Annotated in this window: 12 protein-coding genes; 9 read left to right on the forward strand and 3 right to left on the reverse strand. The window is 72.6% G+C overall.

All coding sequences use genetic code 11. From position 1 onward, the window contains the following. Window positions 1-80 precede the first annotated feature (80 nt). From infB to ACP4J3_RS38100, 6 genes are all read left to right on the forward strand, one after another. Window positions 81-3,167, forward strand: coding sequence for a translation initiation factor IF-2 (gene infB / locus ACP4J3_RS38075; RefSeq protein ID WP_426540902.1), 3,087 nt, complete (start codon window positions 81-83; stop codon window positions 3,165-3,167). Between the two features lie 174 nt (window positions 3,168-3,341). Then, the gene (locus ACP4J3_RS38080; RefSeq protein WP_398822993.1) at window positions 3,342-3,635 is read left to right on the forward strand and encodes a DUF503 domain-containing protein; all 294 of its coding nucleotides are present in this window, start codon (window positions 3,342-3,344) and stop codon (window positions 3,633-3,635) included. Window positions 3,636-3,674: 39 nt separating this feature from the next. Next, the gene (gene rbfA / locus ACP4J3_RS38085; RefSeq protein WP_426540903.1) at window positions 3,675-4,130 is read left to right on the forward strand and encodes a 30S ribosome-binding factor RbfA; all 456 of its coding nucleotides are present in this window, start codon (window positions 3,675-3,677) and stop codon (window positions 4,128-4,130) included. Continuing rightward, window positions 4,127-5,032: a tRNA pseudouridine(55) synthase TruB gene (truB, locus tag ACP4J3_RS38090; protein ID WP_426540904.1), complete on the forward strand. Its 906-nt coding sequence runs from the start codon at window positions 4,127-4,129 to the stop codon at window positions 5,030-5,032. The genes rbfA and truB overlap by 4 nt, the downstream gene beginning before the upstream one ends. Before the next feature lie 273 nt (window positions 5,033-5,305). Next, the gene (locus ACP4J3_RS38095) at window positions 5,306-9,361 is read left to right on the forward strand and encodes a trypsin-like peptidase domain-containing protein (protein ID WP_426540905.1); all 4,056 of its coding nucleotides are present in this window, start codon (window positions 5,306-5,308) and stop codon (window positions 9,359-9,361) included. 127 nt (window positions 9,362-9,488) lie between these two features. Next, window positions 9,489-10,436: a bifunctional riboflavin kinase/FAD synthetase gene (locus tag ACP4J3_RS38100; protein WP_426540906.1), complete on the forward strand. Its 948-nt coding sequence runs from the start codon at window positions 9,489-9,491 to the stop codon at window positions 10,434-10,436. An 82-nt stretch (window positions 10,437-10,518) separates the two neighbouring features. Here the strand turns inward: ACP4J3_RS38100 and ACP4J3_RS38105 are convergent, their stop codons facing one another. The 3 genes from ACP4J3_RS38105 to eccE all read right to left on the reverse strand — a co-directional run bounded on the left by ACP4J3_RS38105 (window position 10,519) and on the right by eccE (window position 16,085). Next, window positions 10,519-13,581, reverse strand: coding sequence for an SCO5717 family growth-regulating ATPase (locus ACP4J3_RS38105; protein ID WP_426540907.1), 3,063 nt, complete (start codon window positions 13,579-13,581; stop codon window positions 10,519-10,521). A gap of 336 nt (window positions 13,582-13,917) precedes the next feature. After that, entirely contained in the window at window positions 13,918-14,760 is an 843-nt protein-coding gene (locus ACP4J3_RS38110; protein ID WP_426540908.1) for a hypothetical protein, read from the reverse strand. Further along, the gene (eccE, locus tag ACP4J3_RS38115; RefSeq protein ID WP_426540909.1) at window positions 14,760-16,085 is read right to left on the reverse strand and encodes a type VII secretion protein EccE; all 1,326 of its coding nucleotides are present in this window, start codon (window positions 16,083-16,085) and stop codon (window positions 14,760-14,762) included. The genes ACP4J3_RS38110 and eccE overlap by 1 nt, the downstream gene beginning before the upstream one ends. Window positions 16,086-16,465: 380 nt before the next feature. Between eccE and eccB the strand changes: the two genes are divergently transcribed. The 3 genes from eccB to ACP4J3_RS38130 all read left to right on the forward strand — a co-directional run bounded on the left by eccB (window position 16,466) and on the right by ACP4J3_RS38130 (window position 19,001). Beyond that, the gene (gene eccB / locus ACP4J3_RS38120) at window positions 16,466-18,055 is read left to right on the forward strand and encodes a type VII secretion protein EccB (protein WP_426540910.1); all 1,590 of its coding nucleotides are present in this window, start codon (window positions 16,466-16,468) and stop codon (window positions 18,053-18,055) included. Window positions 18,056-18,272: 217 nt separating this feature from the next. Beyond that, window positions 18,273-18,584, forward strand: a complete 312-nt coding sequence (locus tag ACP4J3_RS38125; RefSeq protein ID WP_426540911.1) for a WXG100 family type VII secretion target — start codon at window positions 18,273-18,275, stop codon at window positions 18,582-18,584. A gap of 126 nt (window positions 18,585-18,710) precedes the next feature. Then, the gene (locus ACP4J3_RS38130; protein ID WP_426540912.1) at window positions 18,711-19,001 is read left to right on the forward strand and encodes a WXG100 family type VII secretion target; all 291 of its coding nucleotides are present in this window, start codon (window positions 18,711-18,713) and stop codon (window positions 18,999-19,001) included. Window positions 19,002-19,018 lie beyond the last annotated feature (17 nt).

The raw sequence follows: 19,018 nt of genomic DNA on the forward strand, positions 1-19,018 counted from the left end.
TGAGCACTCGATGAGTACGCGATGAGTACGCCCATGAAGTAGCGACGGTCCGGCCGCAACCCGGACCTAAAAGGAGCGAAGTGGCTAAGGTCCGGGTATACGAACTCGCCAAGGAGTTCGGTGTGGAGAGCAAGGTCGTCATGGCCAAGCTCCAGGAACTCGGTGAATTCGTCCGTTCGGCGTCTTCGACCATCGAAGCGCCCGTTGTCCGCAAACTGACGGACGCCCTCCAGCAGGGCAACGGAGGCGGCAAGTCCGCCCCCGCCCGCAAGGCTGCCCCGGCGAAGCCGGCAGCCCCCTCTCCGGCGCAGGCTGCCCGTCCGGGCCCGCCGCGCCCGCCGGCCCCCAAGCCGGCCGCCGCCGAGAAGCCCGCGGCTCCGGCCGCCCCGGCGACTCCCGGCCCCCGTCCCACTCCGGGCCCGAAGCCCGCGCCGCGGCCCGCCCCGGCGTCCCCGGCTCCGACCTCGCCCGAGTTCACGGCACCCCCGTCGGCTCCCGCCGCCCCGGCTCAGGGCTCCGGCCCGCGTCCGGGTGCGCCGCGTCCCGGCGACCGCCAGGCTCCGCGTCCGGGTGCTCCGCGTCCGGGTGGCCCCGGTCAGGGCCGTGGTGACCGCGGTGACCGTCCCGGCGCTCCGCGTCCGGGTGGCGGCGGCCAGCGTCCCGGTGCCCGTCCGGCCGGTCCCCGTCCGGGCAACAACCCGTTCACCTCTGGTGGCTCCACCGGCATGGCGCGCCCGCAGGCGCCCCGTCCGGGCGGTGCCCCGCGTCCGGGCGGCCCTGGTGCCCCCGGCGGCGCCCCGCGTCCGCAGGGCCAGGGCGGTCCCCGTCCCCAGGGTTCGGCGGGCGGTCCTCGTCCGCAGGCTCCGGGCGGTTCCCGTCCGAGCCCGGGCTCGATGCCCCGTCCGCAGGGCGGCGGCCCGCGTCCCGGCGGCGGCCCCGGCGGTCCGCGTCCCAACCCCGGCATGATGCCGCAGCGTCCTGCTGCCGGTCCGCGTCCCGGTGGCGGTGGCCCCGGGGGCGGCCGTGGCCCGGCCTCCGGCCGGCCCGGCGGTGGCGGGCGTCCAGGAGGCGGCGGCTTCGGCGGTCGTCCCGGTGGTGGCGGCGGTGGCGGTTTCGCCGGTCGTCCCGGTGGTCCCGGTGGCGGTGGCGGCGGTTTCGCCGGCCGTCCGGGTGGTCCCGGTGGCGGCGGTGGCCGTCCCGGCTTCGGCGGTCGTCCCGGCGGTCCCGGTGGCCGTGGTGGCACGCAGGGTGCGTTCGGCCGTCCCGGCGGTCCGGCACGTCGTGGCCGCAAGTCGAAGCGGCAGCGGCGCCAGGAGTACGAGGCCATGCAGGCCCCGTCGGTCGGCGGCGTGATGCTGCCTCGCGGCAACGGCGAGACCATTCGCCTGTCGCGCGGTGCGTCGCTCACCGACTTCGCGGAGAAGATCAACGCCAACCCGGCGTCCCTCGTCGCGGTCATGATGAACCTCGGCGAGATGGTCACCGCGACCCAGTCCGTCTCCGACGAGACGCTGGAGCTGCTGGCCAGCGAGATGAACTACACGGTTCAGATCGTCAGCCCCGAGGAGGAGGACCGCGAGCTTCTCGAGTCCTTCGACATCGAGTTCGGCGAGGACGAGGGCGACGAGGAGGACCTGGTGGTCCGCCCGCCGGTCGTCACCGTCATGGGCCACGTCGACCACGGTAAGACCCGACTGCTCGACGCCATCCGCAAGACGAACGTCATCGCGGGCGAGGCCGGCGGCATCACCCAGCACATCGGTGCCTACCAGGTCGCGACCGAGGTCAACGACGAAGAGCGCAAGATCACCTTCATCGACACCCCGGGTCACGAGGCGTTCACCGCCATGCGTGCCCGTGGTGCGAAGTCGACCGACATCGCGATCCTGGTCGTCGCGGCCAACGACGGCGTCATGCCGCAGACGGTCGAGGCGCTCAACCACGCCAAGGCGGCCGACGTCCCGATCGTCGTCGCGGTCAACAAGATCGACGTCGAGGGCGCCGACCCGACCAAGGTGCGCGGTCAGCTCACCGAGTACGGGCTGGTGGCCGAGGAGTACGGCGGCGAGACGATGTTCGTCGACATCTCCGCCAAGCAGGGTCTGCACATCGACTCCCTGCTGGAGGCCGTGATCCTCACCGCCGACGCCTCGCTCGACCTGCGGGCCAACCCGAACCAGGACGCGCAGGGCATCTCGATCGAGTCCCGCCTCGACCGCGGTCGCGGTGCCGTGGCGACGGTCCTCGTCCAGCGCGGCACGCTGCGGGTCGGCGACACGATGGTCGTGGGCGACGCCTACGGTCGCGTGCGCGCCATGCTCGACGACAACGGCAACAACGTCGGCGAGGCCGGCCCGTCGACGCCGGTGCAGGTCCTGGGCCTCACCAACGTCCCGGGTGCGGGCGACAACTTCCTCGTGGTCGAGGAGGACCGTACGGCCCGCCAGATCGCGGAGAAGCGCGCCGCTCGCGAGCGCAACGCGGCCTTCGCGAAGCGCACGCGCCGCGTGTCCCTGGAGGACCTGGACAAGGTGCTCAAGGCCGGCGAGGTCCAGCAGCTGAACCTGATCATCAAGGGCGACGCTTCTGGTTCCGTCGAGGCCCTGGAGTCCTCGCTGCTCCAGCTCGACGTCGGCGAAGAGGTCGACATCCGCGTCCTGCACCGCGGCGTCGGTGCGGTCACGGAGTCCGACATCGACCTGGCCATGGGCTCCGACGCCATCGTCATCGGCTTCAACGTCCGGGCAGCCGGCCGTGCGCAGCAGATGGCGGAGCGCGAGGGTGTGGACGTCCGGTACTACTCGGTCATCTACCAGGCGATCGAGGAGATCGAGGCGGCCCTCAAGGGCATGCTCAAGCCGGAGTTCGAGGAGGTCGAGCTCGGTACGGCGGAGATCCGCGAGGTCTTCAAGTCGTCCAAGCTGGGCAACATCGCCGGTGTCCTCATCCGGTCCGGCGAGGTCCGCCGCAACACCAAGGCGCGCCTGCTGCGCGACGGCAAGGTGGTCGCGGAGAACCTCAACATCGAGGGTCTGCGTCGCTTCAAGGACGACGTCACCGAGATCCGCGAAGGGTTCGAGGGCGGTATCAACCTCGGCAACTTCAACGACATCAAGGTCGACGACGTCATCGCGACGTACGAGATGCGGGAGAAGCCGCGGGTGTAACAGCCCTGCGGTCCGTGCTGGCCGACGGGACTTCGGTCCCGTCGGCCAGCGCGCCGTTTGCCGAGCGGAAACTCCGTCGAGCCCCCGGGGGGTTCGCGGTACCGTTCTTGATGTCCCTGCCTCACCGATCGCAGGGCCATCGATCCCGTACCGGCGGGTGAACCGGTTACACACATGTACGTGGGGACTCTGTCCTTCGACCTCCTCCTCGGCGACGTACGGTCGCTGAAGGAGAAGCGCTCCGTCGTCCGTCCGATCGTCGCCGAACTCCAGCGGAAGTACGCGGTGAGCGCGGCCGAGGTCGACCACATGAACCTCCATCGCAGGGCCCTCATCGGACTTGCGATGGTCTCCGGCGACGCGGGGCACCTCAGCGACGTACTCGACCGGTGCGAACGGCTGGTCGCCGGCCGCCCCGAGGTGGAGCTGCTGTCCGTGAGACGCCGCTTCCACGGCGACGACGACTGACCACAGAACGCACAAGAGCAAAGAACGGGAGACGGACCAGTGGCCGACAACGCGCGGGCGAAAAGGCTGGCGGACCTCATCCGAGAGGTGGTGGCCCAGAAGCTGCAGCGCGGGATCAAGGACCCGCGGCTCGGCTCGCACGTCACCATCACGGACACCCGCGTCACGGGTGACCTCAGGGAGGCGACCGTCTTCTACACGGTGTACGGCGACGACGAGGAGCGCAAGGCCGCGGCCGCCGGACTGGAGAGCGCCAAGGGCGTGCTCCGCTCGGCCGTCGGGGCGGCCGCGGGCGTGAAGTTCACGCCGACCCTCACCTTCGTCGCCGACGCGCTGCCGGACACGGCGCGCACCATCGAGGACCTCCTCGACAAGGCGCGCCAGTCCGACGAGAAGGTGCGCGAGGTGTCCGCGGGCGCGAAGTACGCCGGTGAGGCGGACCCGTACCGCAAGCCCGGCTCCGAGGACGAGACGGACGGCGACAGCGCGGAATGACGCAGAAGCACAGCACGCCCGACGGCCTTGTCATCGTCGACAAGCCGTCGGGCTTCACTTCGCACGACGTGGTCGCCAAGATGCGCGGCATCGCCCGCACCCGCCGCGTTGGGCACGCCGGCACCCTCGACCCGATGGCGACGGGCGTCCTCGTCCTCGGTGTCGAGAAGGCGACCAAGCTCCTCGGTCATCTGGCCCTGACCGAGAAGGAGTACCTGGGCACCATCCGCCTGGGCCAGACCACGATCACCGATGACGCCGAGGGCGAGATCACGGGGTCCACCGACGCCTCGAAGGTCACCCGCGACGCCATCGACGCCTCGATCGCCAAGCTGAGCGGCGACATCATGCAGGTGCCGTCCAAGGTCAGCGCCATCAAGATCGACGGGGTGCGGTCCTACAAGCGGGCGCGGGACGGCGAGGAGTTCGAGATCCCGGCCCGGCCCGTCACCGTCTCCTCCTTCACCGTCTACGACGTCCGGGAGGCCGTCGCCGACGACGGCACCGCGGTGCTGGACCTGGTGGTGTCGGTGGTCTGCTCCTCCGGCACCTACATCCGCGCCCTGGCCCGTGACCTCGGTGCCGACCTGGGCGTCGGCGGCCACCTCACGGCGCTGCGCCGCACCCGCGTCGGGCCGTACAAGCTGGACTCGGCCAGGACGCTGGACCAGCTCCAGCAGGAGCTGACGGTGATGCCGATCGCCGAGGCCGCCGCGGCCGCGTTCCCGCGCTGGGACATCGACGCCCGGCGGGCCCGGCTGCTCACGAACGGGGTGCGGCTCGACATGCCCGACGAGTACGCAGGGTCCGGCCCCGTCGCCGTCTTCGACCCCGAGGGCCGCTTCCTGGCGCTCGTGGAGCAGCACAAGGGCAAGGCCAAGAGCCTGGCCGTGTTCGGCTGAGGCGGCTTCCTCCGGGTGCCTGCCCGTGGAGCGGCGGTCACGGGGTTGTCCTCTGCCCGCCGCTCCACGGTCCCCCCTCGGTTCCCCCACCTCTAGGGTGTATCCAACGACCCCCGCCTGTTCACCAGTCCGGGCAGGCGCTCGGAGTGAACCGAGGGAGCGGAAGGGGGCGCGTTCGCCAAGCGATCTGTCCCGCTGATCACATCACGCCTACCGTCGGAAAAGGGCGCGGGCGAATGGGCGTACGGGCGCGCATGGCGGGGAGGTTCGACAATGGCGGGACGGGGCCCGCGGGCGGGCGGCGCCCGGCGGACGCCGCAGGGGGCACGGCACGACGGTGGCCGGGACGGGACGGACGCCGGCGCGCAGGACGCACACCGCTCGGAGCCGCACGATGCGGCCCTGGTGCGCATCCACGATCCGGCGGGCCGGCCCCGCGGTCTCGGCTTCGTCGTCGATCACCACGGCACGGTCGTCACCGGCCACGAGGTCGTTGACGGCCTGCCCCGGCTGGTCCTGCTCGCCGACGACGACCGGAGCTGTGTGGTGCCGGAGAGTGCGGTGACCCCCTTGCCCGGGCTGGATCTGGCCCTGGTGCGCACCGGGGGACTGGGCGTGGACCCCTTGCCGGTGACCGTGCGGGAGCGGATCGAGACCGGTGCGTATGTGCGGATCCCCGCCGGTGGCTGGCGGGAGGCGCGGGTGCTGGGCGCGGCGTCCGTGACGTACACGGCGAGCGACCGCGTCCATCTGCTCGACGACGCCCTGGAGCTGGCCGTCGGCACGGCCGGCCGGGACGCGCTGCGGCTCGGCGGAGGGGCCGCCGGGGGACCGGTGCTCGACGCCGGGACCGGCACCGTCGTCGGCGTCCTCGGCACCGCACTGCGCTCCGGCCGGCGCGACGCCGCGTTCGCCGTGCCGCTGGCGGCGCTGAGGGACGGGCCGCTGGCCGAGCTGCTCGCCGAGAACGCGGCCACGGTGCCCGCGTACGGCGCCGACCTCAACTGCGCGGGCGTCCTGGAACTGACGGCCACCTCGATCGGGCAGGACGGTCCACCAGGGGCGCTGGCGGGGGATGCGGGGGTGGGGGCCGTGGCCCCGGTCGAACGGGCCGCCACGGCAAGGGAGTTCGACAACTTCACCGGCAGCCGGGCCTCGGTGCTCGCCCTCGTCGGGCCGCCGGGCAGCGGCCGTACGACGGAACTCGCGGCCCTCGCCGCCCGCCGCAACCGGGGCCCGCGGCCGGCCCCCACGCTGTGGCTGCGCGGCGCCGACCTGAAGGACGGCGACGCCTCGGTGGCGGACGCGGCGCGCCGGGCGCTGACGCGCGCCGCCCGGATCGTGGCGGCCTCCTCCGCCCTCACCACCCTGGGCGACACGACCCCGGAGCGACTGGCCCACCACGCCCACCGCACCGGCCGCCCCCTCCTGCTCCTCCTGGACGGCCCGGAGGAGATGCCTCCCGCCCTGGCCCACCGCCTCACCGAGTGGACGGACGGCACGGCGCAGTGGCTGCGGGAGACGGGGGCGCGGTTGGTGGTGGCGTGCCGGGCGGAGTACTGGGAGGGGGCGGGGGCGGAGTTTCCGGAGGAGGTTCTGTACGGGGCCGGGCGCACCTCAGCCGGTCTGGGGGTGTCGCCTCCGGGGGCGCTTGAGGAGGAGGCTGCACCATCCCCATCCTCATCCCCGGCCCGCCCGCAGGGGGCTGCTTCTTTTGGTGTCGGTCGGGGTCATTCTGCCGGTCCGGCGTTTGAGGGTGAGGGTGCACCGTGCTCATCCCCCGCGCGCCCGCAGGGGGCTGCTTCTTTTGGCGTCGGTCGGGGTCATTCTGCCGGTCCGGCGTTTGAGCGCGAGGGTGCACCGTGCTCATCCCCCGCCCGCCCGCAGGGGGCTGCATCTTTCGGCGCCGGTCGCCGTCATCCAGCCCGTCCGGCGTTTGAGGACGAGGCTGCACCATCCCCATCCCCATCCCCCACCCGCCCGGAGGGGGCTGCATCTTTCGGCGCCGGTCGGCGTCATTCAGCCCGTCCGGCGTTTGAGGACGAGGCCGTTCAGGCCGATGGGAGTCCAGGGGGCGGAGCCCCCTGGCGGGGTCGAAGGGGCGGAGCCCCTGGGGACGGGACGGGTAGGGGCGGCGGGGGCGAGACAACCCGGCGCTTCCCCCCGTGCGTACCGCTCGACGACCTCACCCCCGACGAGGCCCACCAGGCCCGCGCCCGCTACGGCATCCCGGAAGGCGCCCTCGCCGAGCCCGACGCCCGGCACCCGCTCACCCTCCGACTCCTCTCCGAGGTCCGCGCCGCCCTCCCGGCCACGCCGACCCCCGGCCAACTCGACCGCGCCGACGTCCTCTCCGCCCACCTCGACCTGATGTGCCTGCGCATCGCCGTCCGTCTCGCCGCCGAGAACGGCCTGCGCGGCACCGCCGTACGCCGCCTCGCCGCCAAGGTCTCCGGCCAGGTCCACGAGGCCGCCCGCCGCAGCCTCGGACCGGGCCAGGGCGAGCTGGACCGCGCGTCCTTCGAGGCCGTGTTCCCCTGGGGCCCCGCGCCCACGACACTCGGCGGCGGCACCGGCTGGGCGTCCGCCGTCCTCACCGAGGGCCTCCTCGTGCCCGCCGGCCACGGCTACCGCTTCGCCCACGAGGAACTCGCCGACTGGATCCAGGGCATGCACCTCGACCTCGACGAGGCCCTGCACGCCCTGGTCCACCGCCGCCGTACCCACCCCGACGCCACGCACCCCCTGCCCGTGCCGCACCACCGCATCGGCCCCGTCGTCCAGGCGCTCCTGCTGCTCCCACGGCACCACGGAACCTGCCAACTCGCTCACCGCCTCGAGGAGTTGATCCACGCGCTGGACGCCGACCGGCACTCCTGGTGGGCCGCCCGGCTGCTCGCCGAGACCCTGCTGCGGGTCCCCGACGCGACGCAGTACCAGGACGTGCTGCACCTCCTCACCGACCGGATCGTGTCCTGGCGCCGGCACCGGCGCTCCGTGTCCCCCGAGTTCGGCCCCGACTTCTGGACCGCGCTGCCGCTGCCGGACGCCGAGCGCCTCGACCTGCTGCGCCGCCTCGTCCTGGCCGACGGCCCGCCGACCGACGACGAGCCCGGCCGGCCCCGGTACCTGGACGCCGTCGCCCGCCTGCTCGCCGCCGACCCCACCGCCGTACAACGCCACCTCACCCGCTGGTTCGACGACGACCGCCCCCTGCCCGCCACCCCGCACGCGACCGTCGCCCGCGCCGCCCAGGCCCTGCTGCACACGCACCGCCACCGCGCCCTCGACGACCTCACCGAGACGCTCGTCGACAGCGCGCACCGCAAGGCCGACGAACTCCTCGCCGTACTGGCCGAGGAGGAGACGTCCGCGATGTGCCGGGCCGTCGACCGCTGGGCGCACGACGAACGGCCCGGGCGACGCGTCGCCGCGGTGGCCTACGGGCTGCGCGTCGCGCCGCACGTCCGCACCGAGGCCGACCGCGAGCTGCTGCGCTACGCCGCCCTCGCCCTGCTCGCCCGCCCCGGCGACTGCACCCTGCACGGCGGCGCGCTCGCCCTCCTCGTACGCGATCCCCGCACCCGCGACCTCCATCTCCCGCAGGCGCTGGCGCACTTCGCGGCCGCCGACCCGCAGCTCCCGGCCAGCGCCCTCGCCACCGCCCTGGCCACCCACACCGAACCGGTCCTCGAGGCCTTCCGCACCCGTCTGAGCCGACCGGACGCCTCGGACGCGCTGCGCACCCTCGCCGACGTCACCACGCCCGCCCTCGCCCGCCGCGTCGCCGCCCTCGTCCAGGAGGCGGCGGAGCGCCGGCCGGAGACCGCGGCCGACCTGGCGGCGTACGTCGACCGGCGCCTCGACCACGGACCGGGCGCCCGTGCCGTACTCCTCCCGCTGGTCACCGGACTGCTGGACGGCGGCACGGAACAGGTGCGGGCCGCCCTCGCCGCCGTACTCGCCACGTCCGGAACGCCCGCCTCCCGCCCCCTGCGCCGCGAACTTCGCGAGTTCCTGCTCGCCCACGAGCGTGCCCCCGTCGTCCTGGACGCCTTCCTGCACGCGATCGTCCACGAGGGCGGCGGCGACCGGGCGGACGAGGACCTGCGCGGCCTCGTCCACCACACCGGGCTGCTGCTCGTGCGCACCCCGGACGGCGCGGCCCGCTTCGACCGCGGCCTGGTCGACCTGGGGCGCCAGGTCCCCGGCTTCGCCACGCGCGTCGCCGGCTGGCTCACCGACACCCCACAGGAGTGGTCCGCCGTGGTGGGCCCGAGCACCCGCCGGATGATCGAGAACCTGGCCGGCGTACGAGTTCCCGCCTGAGCAGCGCCTCGGTACGTGCACCCCGTCACAGCGCCGATGCCGATGCGGGGCGGGGGCGCCCGGCATGGCACCCTTAGACCTGCGTAAGAGCGTATGGGCGAATGACGGGCGACAAGGAGCAGGCACAGTGCAGCGCTGGCGTGGCTTGGAGGACATCCCCCAGGACTGGGGGCGCAGCGTCGTCACCATCGGTTCCTACGACGGAGTCCACCGCGGGCACCAGCTCATCATCCGGCACGCCGTGGACCGGGCCCGTGAGCTGGGCGTCCCCGCGGTCGTCGTCACCTTCGACCCGCACCCCAGCGAGGTCGTCCGCCCCGGCAGCCATCCGCCCCTGCTCGCCCCGCACCACCGCCGCGCCGACCTGATGGCAGAGCTGGGCGTGGACGCGGTGCTGATCCTGCCCTTCACCACCGAGTTCTCGAAGCTGTCGCCGTCCGAGTTCGTGGTCAAGGTCCTGGTCGACAGGTTGCGCGCCAAGGCGGTCGTCGAGGGCCCGAACTTCCGCTTCGGACACCGCGCCGCGGGCAATGTCGAGTTCCTCGCCGAGCAGGGCAAGATCTACGACTTCGAGGTCGAGATCGTCGATCTGTACGTGACGGGTGAGGCGGGCGGCGGTGAGCCGTTCTCCTCGACCCTGACCCGGCGCCTGGTCGCCGAGGGCGATGTGGAGGGCGCCGCCGAGATCCTGGGCCGTCCGCACCGCGTGGAAGGTGTCGTCGTACGAGGGGCTCAGCGGGGACGGGAGCTCGGCTTCCCGACCGCCAACGTCGAGACGCTGCCGCACACCGCCATCCCCGCCGACGGCGTCTACGCCGGCTGGCTGCACGCCCAGGGCGAGGCGATGCCGGCCGCGATCTCGGTCGGCACCAACCCGCAGTTCGACGGCACCGAGCGCACGGTGGAGGCGTACGCCATCGACCGGGTCGGGCTCGATCTGTACGGGCTGCACGTGGCCGTCGACTTCCTCGCCTACGTCCGCGGGCAGGAGAAGTTCGAGTCGCTGGACGCGCTGCTGGACGAGATGGCGCGGGATGTGCGGCGCTGCCGTGAGCTGATCGAGGGCGCGGGCTGAGGCGTTACGGCGACTCGAAGCGTACGACGACGAAAGGGCCGACACCGTCACGGTGCCGGCCCCTCGTGTTGTCGTACGTCCGCTACTGCTGGGTCCAGCCGGGCGGTACGGAGCCCTGCTGGCCCTGCTGCGGATCCTGCGGCGGCGCCGGCTGCTGCCAGCCCTGGCCAGGTGCGGGCTGCTGCGGGGCCTGCTGGCCCCAGCCCTGACCCGGCTGCGGCTGGGCGTAGGGCTGCTGCTGGGGCTGCGCGGGCTGCTGGGCCGGGTAGCCCTGCTGCTGCGGGTACTGCATGTTCGGGTTGCCGAAGCCCTGCTGGGTGCGGGCGATGTCCTCCGCGATGAGCGCCGCGAGGTCGAAGTAGGCCTCGCGGGTCTTGGGACGCATCATGTCGAGGTCGACCTCGGCGCCCGCCGCGAGGTGCTCGTCGAAGGGGATCACGACGACACCGCGGCAACGGGTCTCGAAGTGCGCGACGATGTCCTCCACCTTGATCATCTTGCCCGTCTCACGGACACCGGAGATCACGGTGACCGACCGCTGGACGAGATCGGCGAAGCCGTTCGCCGACAGCCAGTCGAGCGTCGTCGAGGCGCTGCTCGCACCGTCCACCGACGGGGTGGAGATGATGATCAACTGGTCGGCGAGGTCCAGCACCCCGCGCATCGCGCTGTAGAGCAGACCGGTACCGGAGTCCGTGAGGATGATCGGGTACTGGCGGCCCAGCACGTCCAGCGCGCTGCGGTAGTCCTGGTCGTTGAAGGTGGTGGAGACCGCCGGGTCCACGTCGTTGGCGATGATCTCGAGGCCCGAGGGCGCCTGCGAGGTGAAGCGGCGGATGTCCATGTAGCTGTTGAGCTGCGGGATCGCCTGCACCAGGTCACGGATGGTGGCGCCGGTCTCGCGCCGCACCCGGCGGCCGAGGGTGCCGGCGTCCGGGTTGGCGTCGATCGCCAGGATCTTGTCCTGCCGCTCGGTGGCGAGCGTGGCGCCCAGCGACATGGTCGTCGTGGTCTTGCCCACGCCGCCCTTGAGGCTGATGACCGCGATCCGGTAGCAGGACATCACCGGCGTACGGATCAGACCCAGCTTCCGCTCCCGCTCCGCCTGCTCCTTCTTGGCGCCGAGCTTGAAGCGCGACGGGCCCTGGTTGTTCTTGCGGGCCTTGGGCTGGTTGCGCAGGAGACGGTCGGAGGACAGCTCGACGGCGGCGTTGTAGCCGAGCGGGGTGCCCGGCGCGGCTTGCTGCTGCTGGGGAGCACCGGGTCCGGCCTGCGGGCCGGGCGGGGCGCTCCAGCCCTGGTTGCCGTAGGCGGCGGGGTTCTGCTGGGCCGGGGGCTGCTGCGGCTGCGGTGCCTGCGGCTGCGGTGCCGACGGCTGTTGCTGGGGCGGCTGCTGGGCCGGCGGCTGTTGGGGGGCCTGCTGCTGGGGCTGGCCGGCCTGGGGGTAGCCGTAACCGCCCTGCTGGGGTGGGTAGCCGTAACCGGGCTGTGGCTGTTGCGGGGGCTGCGGCTGGCCCTGCTGGGGCTGGCCGGGGTGCTGCGCCGGCTGCTGCGGGTAGCCGTACCCGGCGGGCTGCGGCAGCTGCGGCTGCGCGGGCTGCTGCGGCTGGCGCGGGTCGACCGGTGCGGGCTGACCGGCCTGCGCGGGGTATCCGGGCTGGCCCTGCGCCGGGCCGAACCCGCCCTGCACCGGGGTCTGGTGCGCGGGCTGACCGGTCTGGTCGGGGGCCTGGCCCTGCGGGTAGCCGTAGCCGGGGGCCTGGCCGGCGGCGGCCGCGGCCTGCGGGTCCGGGTGCCCTGCCTGCTGCGGTGCGCCCTGAGCGGGGTGCGCGGGCGCGAAGCCCTGGGGCAGCGGGGGGAGCGGCTGGTCGGCCTGCGGCGGCGGGGGCACCTGGCCCGTGGGCTGCTGCGCCTGGGGCTGCTCGGGAGCCTGGCCGGTGGGCTGCGGCTGGGGCGGGGTGGGGACCTGGCCGGGGGGCTGGGCCTGCGGCTGCTGGGGCGGGGTCGTGGGTGGGTCGGGCGCCGCCGGGGCTGCCTGCGCCTGCGGCTCCGCTTCCGGCGTCGCCGGTGCGGTGTCGGCGTCGGACTCGCCGGACTGGGGCGACGTCGGCTCGTCGCCCTCCGCGATGGACACGGACCCGGTGGCGTCACCCGGCTCCGGCTCGTCGGCGCGCTCCGCCTCCGGCTCGTCGTCATCGCCGCCGAACAGCCGCGCCGCCTCCGCGTCGGCGGCGGCGTGGTTGAGCTCGACCTCGGGCTGCTCCGCCACCGGCTGGGCGGGGGCGGGCTGTTCGGGGGCGGGCGCCGCGGGGACGCCGGTCGGCGGGGTGGCGGTCGGGGTGGGAGCGGGGGCCTGGGCGGTCTGAGCGGCCTGGGCGTCTTCGTCGACCGGACGCAGCACGGGGAAGCCGGGTGCGGCGGGCCCGGCCGACGGCGGCTGGGTGGGCGCGGCGGGGGCGGGGGCGGCCGGGGCTGCGGCCGGCGGCTGGGCAGGTGCCTGCTGCTGGGGGTAGCCGTATCCGCCCGAGGTGTCCGGGTTCTGCTGCGGATAGCCGTATCCGCCCGAAGTGGCCTGGTTCTGCTGGGGTGTTCCGAATCCACCAGAGGTGTCCTGACCAGGCTGAGGCGCACCGAAGCCACCGGAGGTGTCCTGGCCAGGCTGCGGCGCACCGGTGCCCGGCTGTTGTGGGTAGCCGTATCCGCCGGCCGCGGGGGCGCCACCCTGCGCGAACTGCTGCTGCGGGAAGCCGTAGCCACCCGCGGCGGGGTTCTGCTGGTTCGCGGGTGTGCCCTGGGCCGGCGTGTGCTGGGGCGGCTGTACCGGCTGCGAGGGCTGTGCGGGCTGCTGCTGCGGCACACCAGGGGCCTGCGGCTGCGCCGGTGCGGGCGGCTGCTGCGCGGGACTCTGGGACGCGGGAACGCCGGGTGGCCCGGTGGGCGACCCGATCGGTGGTCCGGTCGGGGGTGGTGGTGAGGCCTGGCCGGAGTCCGGCTGTCCGCCCCCGGAGGAGCCACCCTGTGTGCTTTGGGCGTACCAGGCGGGAGGTGTGTAGACGATTTCGAACTCGCCCGTGAGATCCACCTCGTGATCGTCCCCGTCCGAGGAAGGGCTCCCGCCGTTGTACTCGGACCGATCCCTGTTCACTGCTTGCCTCCTGGTCAGCCACTGCTGCTGAGCTGGTCGTCGTCGCGGCCGGGCGGACCGAGTGGCGAGTCCCACGCGACTGCGATCGTCACCGCACCACCAGAAGCCTAATCACTCGCATGGCGGGACGGAAAAGCCCCCATGGCGCGGACGGTATAGCCCGGGGTGCGGTGACGGAAGAGCCTCATGGGCAGCGACGGAAAGCCCCCTGGGCGCGGGCCTGTTCAGGCCCTCCAGGCCCTCCAGGCCTTTCAGGTCCGTCGGATCCTTCTGGCCCTTCGGCCCTTCCGATCCTTCCGGCCCTTCAGGTCCGCGCCCGCGACGACGACGCGTCAGTCAGTCCATGCGGCGGGCCACGCCGAGCAGGCCCGTCTCCGCATCGGTCGGCTCGGTCATCACGAACTTCTGGTGCTTGCGGGTGCACCACAGGGCGACCCCGTCGTGCAGGGTCGGCAGATGCTGGAGCTGGTCCTCGGGAACGCCCAGCGTGTCCCGTACGGTCTCGGTCTCGACGGGCGAGATCCGCTGGATCCCCACCAGATGGGCCTGCGACAACAAGCGCGGCGCGTGCTCGCTGACGAAGGGCAGCACCGTCACCACGGACTGCCACGGCACGGACGTCACCCGACCGCGCGGCGGGCGGATACCGCAGTCCCGGAACAGCACGACCGGACTCGACACGGAGGGGCCCTGCGCGGGCACGCGCCCCACCGGATAGACGGTCACGCACTGCTGGCCGCCGCCCGCCGCCTGCGCCAACTGCTGCCAGGCCTGCGGACGGCCGGTCTCGACGCCGACGCGCGCCCCCGTCGCCGCGGCGCGCAGCGCCAGCACATGGGCGAGCCACAGGCCGCCCACGAGCACGACGTCGAAGGGGGTCGGACGGGCCAGTCCGAGCACGGCCGGGTGCGACTCCGGGTCCGTCCCGATGATGACGCCGTCGTCACCGATCGGCATGCTGATCGCCGCGAGTTCGTCGGCGGTGACGACATGGCGGTTACGGCGCGGGCCGCGCAGCCCGAACCCGGGGCTGAAGATGCGCCGTTGCTGCTGCTGCGGCTCCGGCTGCCGGATGATCGGGATCATGCCGGTGTCGGTGGGCGAGGCCACATGGGCGGGGGTGCGTCCGGGCGCGCGGCCCTGCTGTCCCGGGGGCATCGTCGGGGCGGGGTGGGACATCAGTACGTACCTCCGAGCGGCAGAGTGGCGAGGGCGCCGGGGACCTGCTCCCGGTCGAGACGGACCAGGCCGACCTTCGAGGCACTCGCGGCCCGCTCCAACTCACGCCCCACCTGGCCGAGTTCACTGTCGCCGCGGGCGGTGACGCGGATGTGGCCGGTGAGCGAGACACCCCGGTTACCGGCCTTGCTCAGGGTCATGCTGAACGTCGTGGCGAGCACCGGCAGCGAGGTGAACCGCGTCACCAGCTCGGGCAGCGCCGCACCACCGCTGCCCAACTGCGGCCAGCGGGAGACCCAGTACGTGGTGTGCCACCGGTCGTCGACCCGCCAGGTCCGCACCGCCTCGACCGTACGGCGCTGGGTGCGCCCGTCCTGGCCATGCTGCGCGTTCGCGCGCGGGTTGAGGCAGCTGGACGTCGCGAGGGCCTGCACCAGCTCGGTCTCGTCCAGGATGGTCGCCTTGAAGCCCGCACCGGCGAGCCGGCTCGCCAACTGGTCGGCCACGCGCAGCAGCGCGCGCTGCGCACCGGGAACGCCGTCGCCGCGGGCCTGCACCGCCTCCGGGCACAGCTCCGGGTCGAGCTTGAGCGCGACCCAGGTGAGCCGCAGCGCGGGAGAACCGGACTGCGCCTGCAGGGGGCCGTACGACCGCGCGGCCAGCGACTGCTGCGGCAGGTGCGGCGCGGGCGCCGGCTGGGTGTGCTGCACGACCTGGACGGAGGCGAGCCGGATCCCGTCGACCTCCAGGGCGTCCTGGATCAGCCGAAGCGGCAACTGCCGCCCGGCGGCCCCCGGACGCAGCGGCTGGTCGTCGGGCTGGACGAAGAGGACGGCGGTCAGGAAGGTCCCGTCGCCGATCATGCCGATCGAACGGTCGTCACGGGAGACGAAGGAGTACGTCCGCAACGCGGGGTCGCACTCCACGACCGGGGCCAGCATCGCGTCGGTGCCAGGCGGGACGGGCATCTTGGCGTCGCGTCGACGCTGCCTGAGCGCCCGCGTCGTCTCGTACCACTCGGGCAGCGGACGGCGCCCCCGGCGCAGTACGGCCATCAGGAGCAGCAGCGCCGCCACGGCGCCGGCCGGGGCCAGCAGCCAGGACGCGTCGGCGGCCCAGGCGACCAGCATCACCGCGGCCGCGAGTTCCACCAGGATGAGCTGCTGCAGCCGCACCGGGCCCAGACCACCCGGCCGGGGCAGCGTACGAGGCGATGCGGCGACGGGTGCGGCGGCCGGAGAGCCCGACGTACGTCTGCCGCCGCCCGGGCCTCCCTGTTGCTGCTGTGCGCGGCGTCCGCGCCGGGTGCTCGTAGCGCTGCTCATCCCCCGGGACATCCCTTTCGCGAAGTAGTGGCCGGTAGTGGCCGTCGGCCGGGCCCACATCGTGAATCATTCATCGTCAATGCGAGTGGCACACGGTACCCGCTGCGGAACCCGAGGCGACACAGGGGACACCGAAACCCCAGGTGGCCAGCCTTTCACGGACCGAGCCCGCATGGGGGAGCGCTGTCGTGAAGCTCTGTGAAGATGCGGGGGCGGCCGCGCACCTGATGAATCGCGTTCGCGTGGCGCAGGGCATAGTAGGTGCCCGATGGGTGCCTGCGCGGCCGAAGTGGCCCTTGGAGCACGGTCGAAGCGCGGACGTAGCGCGAACGTAGCGTCGCAATCGCGATTGAGCACGACAAACGGGAGAAACGGGGACCATGGCAAAGCAGCGTCGGGACGAGCTCGCCGCCTACACCTTCGCTCGCAAGCGCACCGTCGCGGCGTTCCTCGCGCCGTCGCCCGGCGGCTCGGAGGAAGGCGCGCCGCGTCCGGTCCGTACGGTGATGCCCAGCCTGGCGGTGGGCGTGGTGCTGGTGATCGGCTTCATCGCGTGGGGCGTCATCAAGCCCACCGCGCCCAAGGGCTGGGACACCCCGGGCGAGCACATCATCGTGGACAGCGACTCCACGACGCGCTACGTCGTCCTCGACCCGAACCCGAAGGACAGCAAGGTGGAGAAGGTCCTCCACCCCGTCCTCAACTACGCCTCCGCGAAGCTGCTGCTCGACAAGGGCAAGGGCAGCGTCCTCGAGGTCCCCGGCAAGGAGATCGACAAGAGCGGCATCCGGCACGGCGCGACGGTCGGCATCCCTTACGCCCCCGACCGCCTGCCCTCCAAGGACGACGCGGAGAAACCGAAGACCTGGGCGGTGTGCGAGCGCCCGGCCCCGGGCTCGCAGGGCGCCCTCGACCGCGCCGTCTTCGTCTTCGACGCGGACGACGCCAAGTCACTCGCGAACGCGGGGAAGGTCGACTCCCGTGAAGCCCTGTACGTCGAGGACACCAGGACCGAGAAGCGGTACCTGGTCGACGGCCGGGGCAACCGCTTCGAGCTGGGCGGCGAGTCGGACCTCGACGAGGTCGCGATGGAGCAGCTCCGCTCGGCCGTCATCGGCAGCAGCACCACGGCCGAGCCGCAGCCGGTGAGCCAGGAGTGGCTGAACACCCTCAACAAGGGCACGGACATCACCTTCCCGGAGGTCCCGGGGGACGGCGATCCCACCAATGTCCAGGGTCTCCCCGGCGTGACGACGGTGGGCCAGGTGCTCAGGGCACAGGACGCCCAGCGCGAGCAGTACTACGTCGTCCTCAAGGACAAGGTCGCCGCCGTCACGCCGTTCGTCGCCAACCTGCTGTTCGCACGGGACGGGGACACCCCCGTCAAGGTGAACACCCCGCAGATCGTCGAGGCCAACAAGGGCGGTGCGACGCGCTTCTACGCGAACACCGGCTGGCCCGAGGACGTCCCGAGGCAGGCCAACGCCGCGGCCACGGCGTCCGGCGAGGCCGGCATGACCTCGTGCAGCGTCTACAAGGGCGGCTTCGGCGCGGACAAGAAGCCGGAACTGGCCGCGTGGGCCGGCACGAACTACCCGAAGAAGGTCATCACCGACTCCCTGAGCGCGTACGTCTCGTCCGGCTCGGGCCTGCTCTTCCAGGAGGTCACGGGTTCGGCCGGAGGCGGCGGCGCGGTGTACCTGCTGACCGACACGGGCCTGCGGTACTCGCTGCCGGCGAGCAACGACAGCGAGGCGAAGGACAGCGCCGGCGATGCATCGTCTTCGTCGTCTTCTTCCTCTTCGTCGGGGTCGTCCGAGGGCGGGGCGAGCGAGACGGACAAGGCGCGCACGCGGCTGGGCTACGAGGACCTTGCAAAGCCCGCGATCGTGCCGCAGACGTGGGCGACGTTCATCCCGAAGGGTCCGACTCTGGACACCACGAGCGCGTCGCAACCGCAGAGCCAGTGACGACCAACGGGCATACAGCCGTGGGCACTTGAGAGTAAGACGGCCGCACGGGTCACAGGTTCATCGCCCAAGTGTGTGAGCCGTGTAACTGATTGGCCTGGCCTGTGGTTGAGTGACAGGCTGACGATAGAGTGTTTGCAGCGCTCAGGCGTGCGAAGCTCCTCCGGGCACCGGCTCAGGTTTCCCGGACCAACGACGACATGGGGGAAGGTTCATCATGGCCGGCCAGTTCCGGGTAACAGAGGACGAACTCACCAAGCTCTCCAGCGACATCAGCACCGTGAACGGTCAGCTTCAGGGCGAGATCCGCCGCCTCAACGGAGTGATCGACCAGATCGCCGGTGGCTGGAAGGGCCAGGCGGCCCAGTCGTACCGCCAGCTCCAGGACCGCTGGAACGCGGACGCGAAGCGGATGAGCGACATCCTCAACGACATCAAGGAAGCCGTGGACTCCACGCGGAGCAACTACTCCGCGTCGGAAGAGCAGCAGAACTCCGAGATCAGCAAGATCATGTCGGACTTCGGCTGACGGAGCCGAGCGGAATGACCTGGAACCAGCCGGTTCCGGTTCCAGTCGATCTCGACTCATTCCACTGACTCCACCCAGTCCACTCACTCCACAGACTTCCAACGAATCTTCTCTTCCTGAAAGGGAATGACGATGTCGATCCTCGTCAATTACGCAACGATCACCAACGCGTCCACGGACGTGAAGTCGACCGCCGGCCGCATCAAGCAGCAGCTCGACGACCTCGAGGCCGCCGTCAAGCGCGTCGCCCAGTCCTGGGAGGGTGAGGCGCAGGAGGGCTACCAGCGCAAGCAGCGCGAGTGGGACCAGACCGCCGCGGACCTGCACGCCACCCTGCTGAAGATCTCGACGGCGCTCCAGAACGCCGCCGAGAACTACCAGGCCACTGAGAAGAGCAACGCCAACACCTGGGCCTGACCCGTCGGCGCCTCGAG

Source organism: Streptomyces sp. UG1 (assembly GCF_049974585.1).
GTDB lineage: Bacteria > Actinomycetota > Actinomycetes > Streptomycetales > Streptomycetaceae > Streptomyces.

Excerpts from the sequence above, each read along its gene's own strand:
- ACP4J3_RS38130 (WP_426540912.1), top strand. The coding sequence starts at position 18,711 with ATGACGATGTCGATCCTCGTCAATTACGCAACGATCACCAACGCGTCC.
- ACP4J3_RS38125 (WP_426540911.1), top strand. The coding sequence starts at position 18,273 with ATGGCCGGCCAGTTCCGGGTAACAGAGGACGAACTCACCAAGCTCTCC.
- ACP4J3_RS38095 (WP_426540905.1), top strand. The coding sequence starts at position 5,306 with ATGGCGGGACGGGGCCCGCGGGCGGGCGGCGCCCGGCGGACGCCGCAG.
- eccE (WP_426540909.1), bottom strand. The coding sequence starts at position 16,085 with ATGAGCAGCGCTACGAGCACCCGGCGCGGACGCCGCGCACAGCAGCAA.
- ACP4J3_RS38110 (WP_426540908.1), bottom strand. The coding sequence starts at position 14,760 with ATGTCCCACCCCGCCCCGACGATGCCCCCGGGACAGCAGGGCCGCGCG.
- truB (WP_426540904.1), top strand. The coding sequence starts at position 4,127 with ATGACGCAGAAGCACAGCACGCCCGACGGCCTTGTCATCGTCGACAAG.
- ACP4J3_RS38080 (WP_398822993.1), top strand. The coding sequence starts at position 3,342 with ATGTACGTGGGGACTCTGTCCTTCGACCTCCTCCTCGGCGACGTACGG.
- eccB (WP_426540910.1), top strand. The coding sequence starts at position 16,466 with ATGGCAAAGCAGCGTCGGGACGAGCTCGCCGCCTACACCTTCGCTCGC.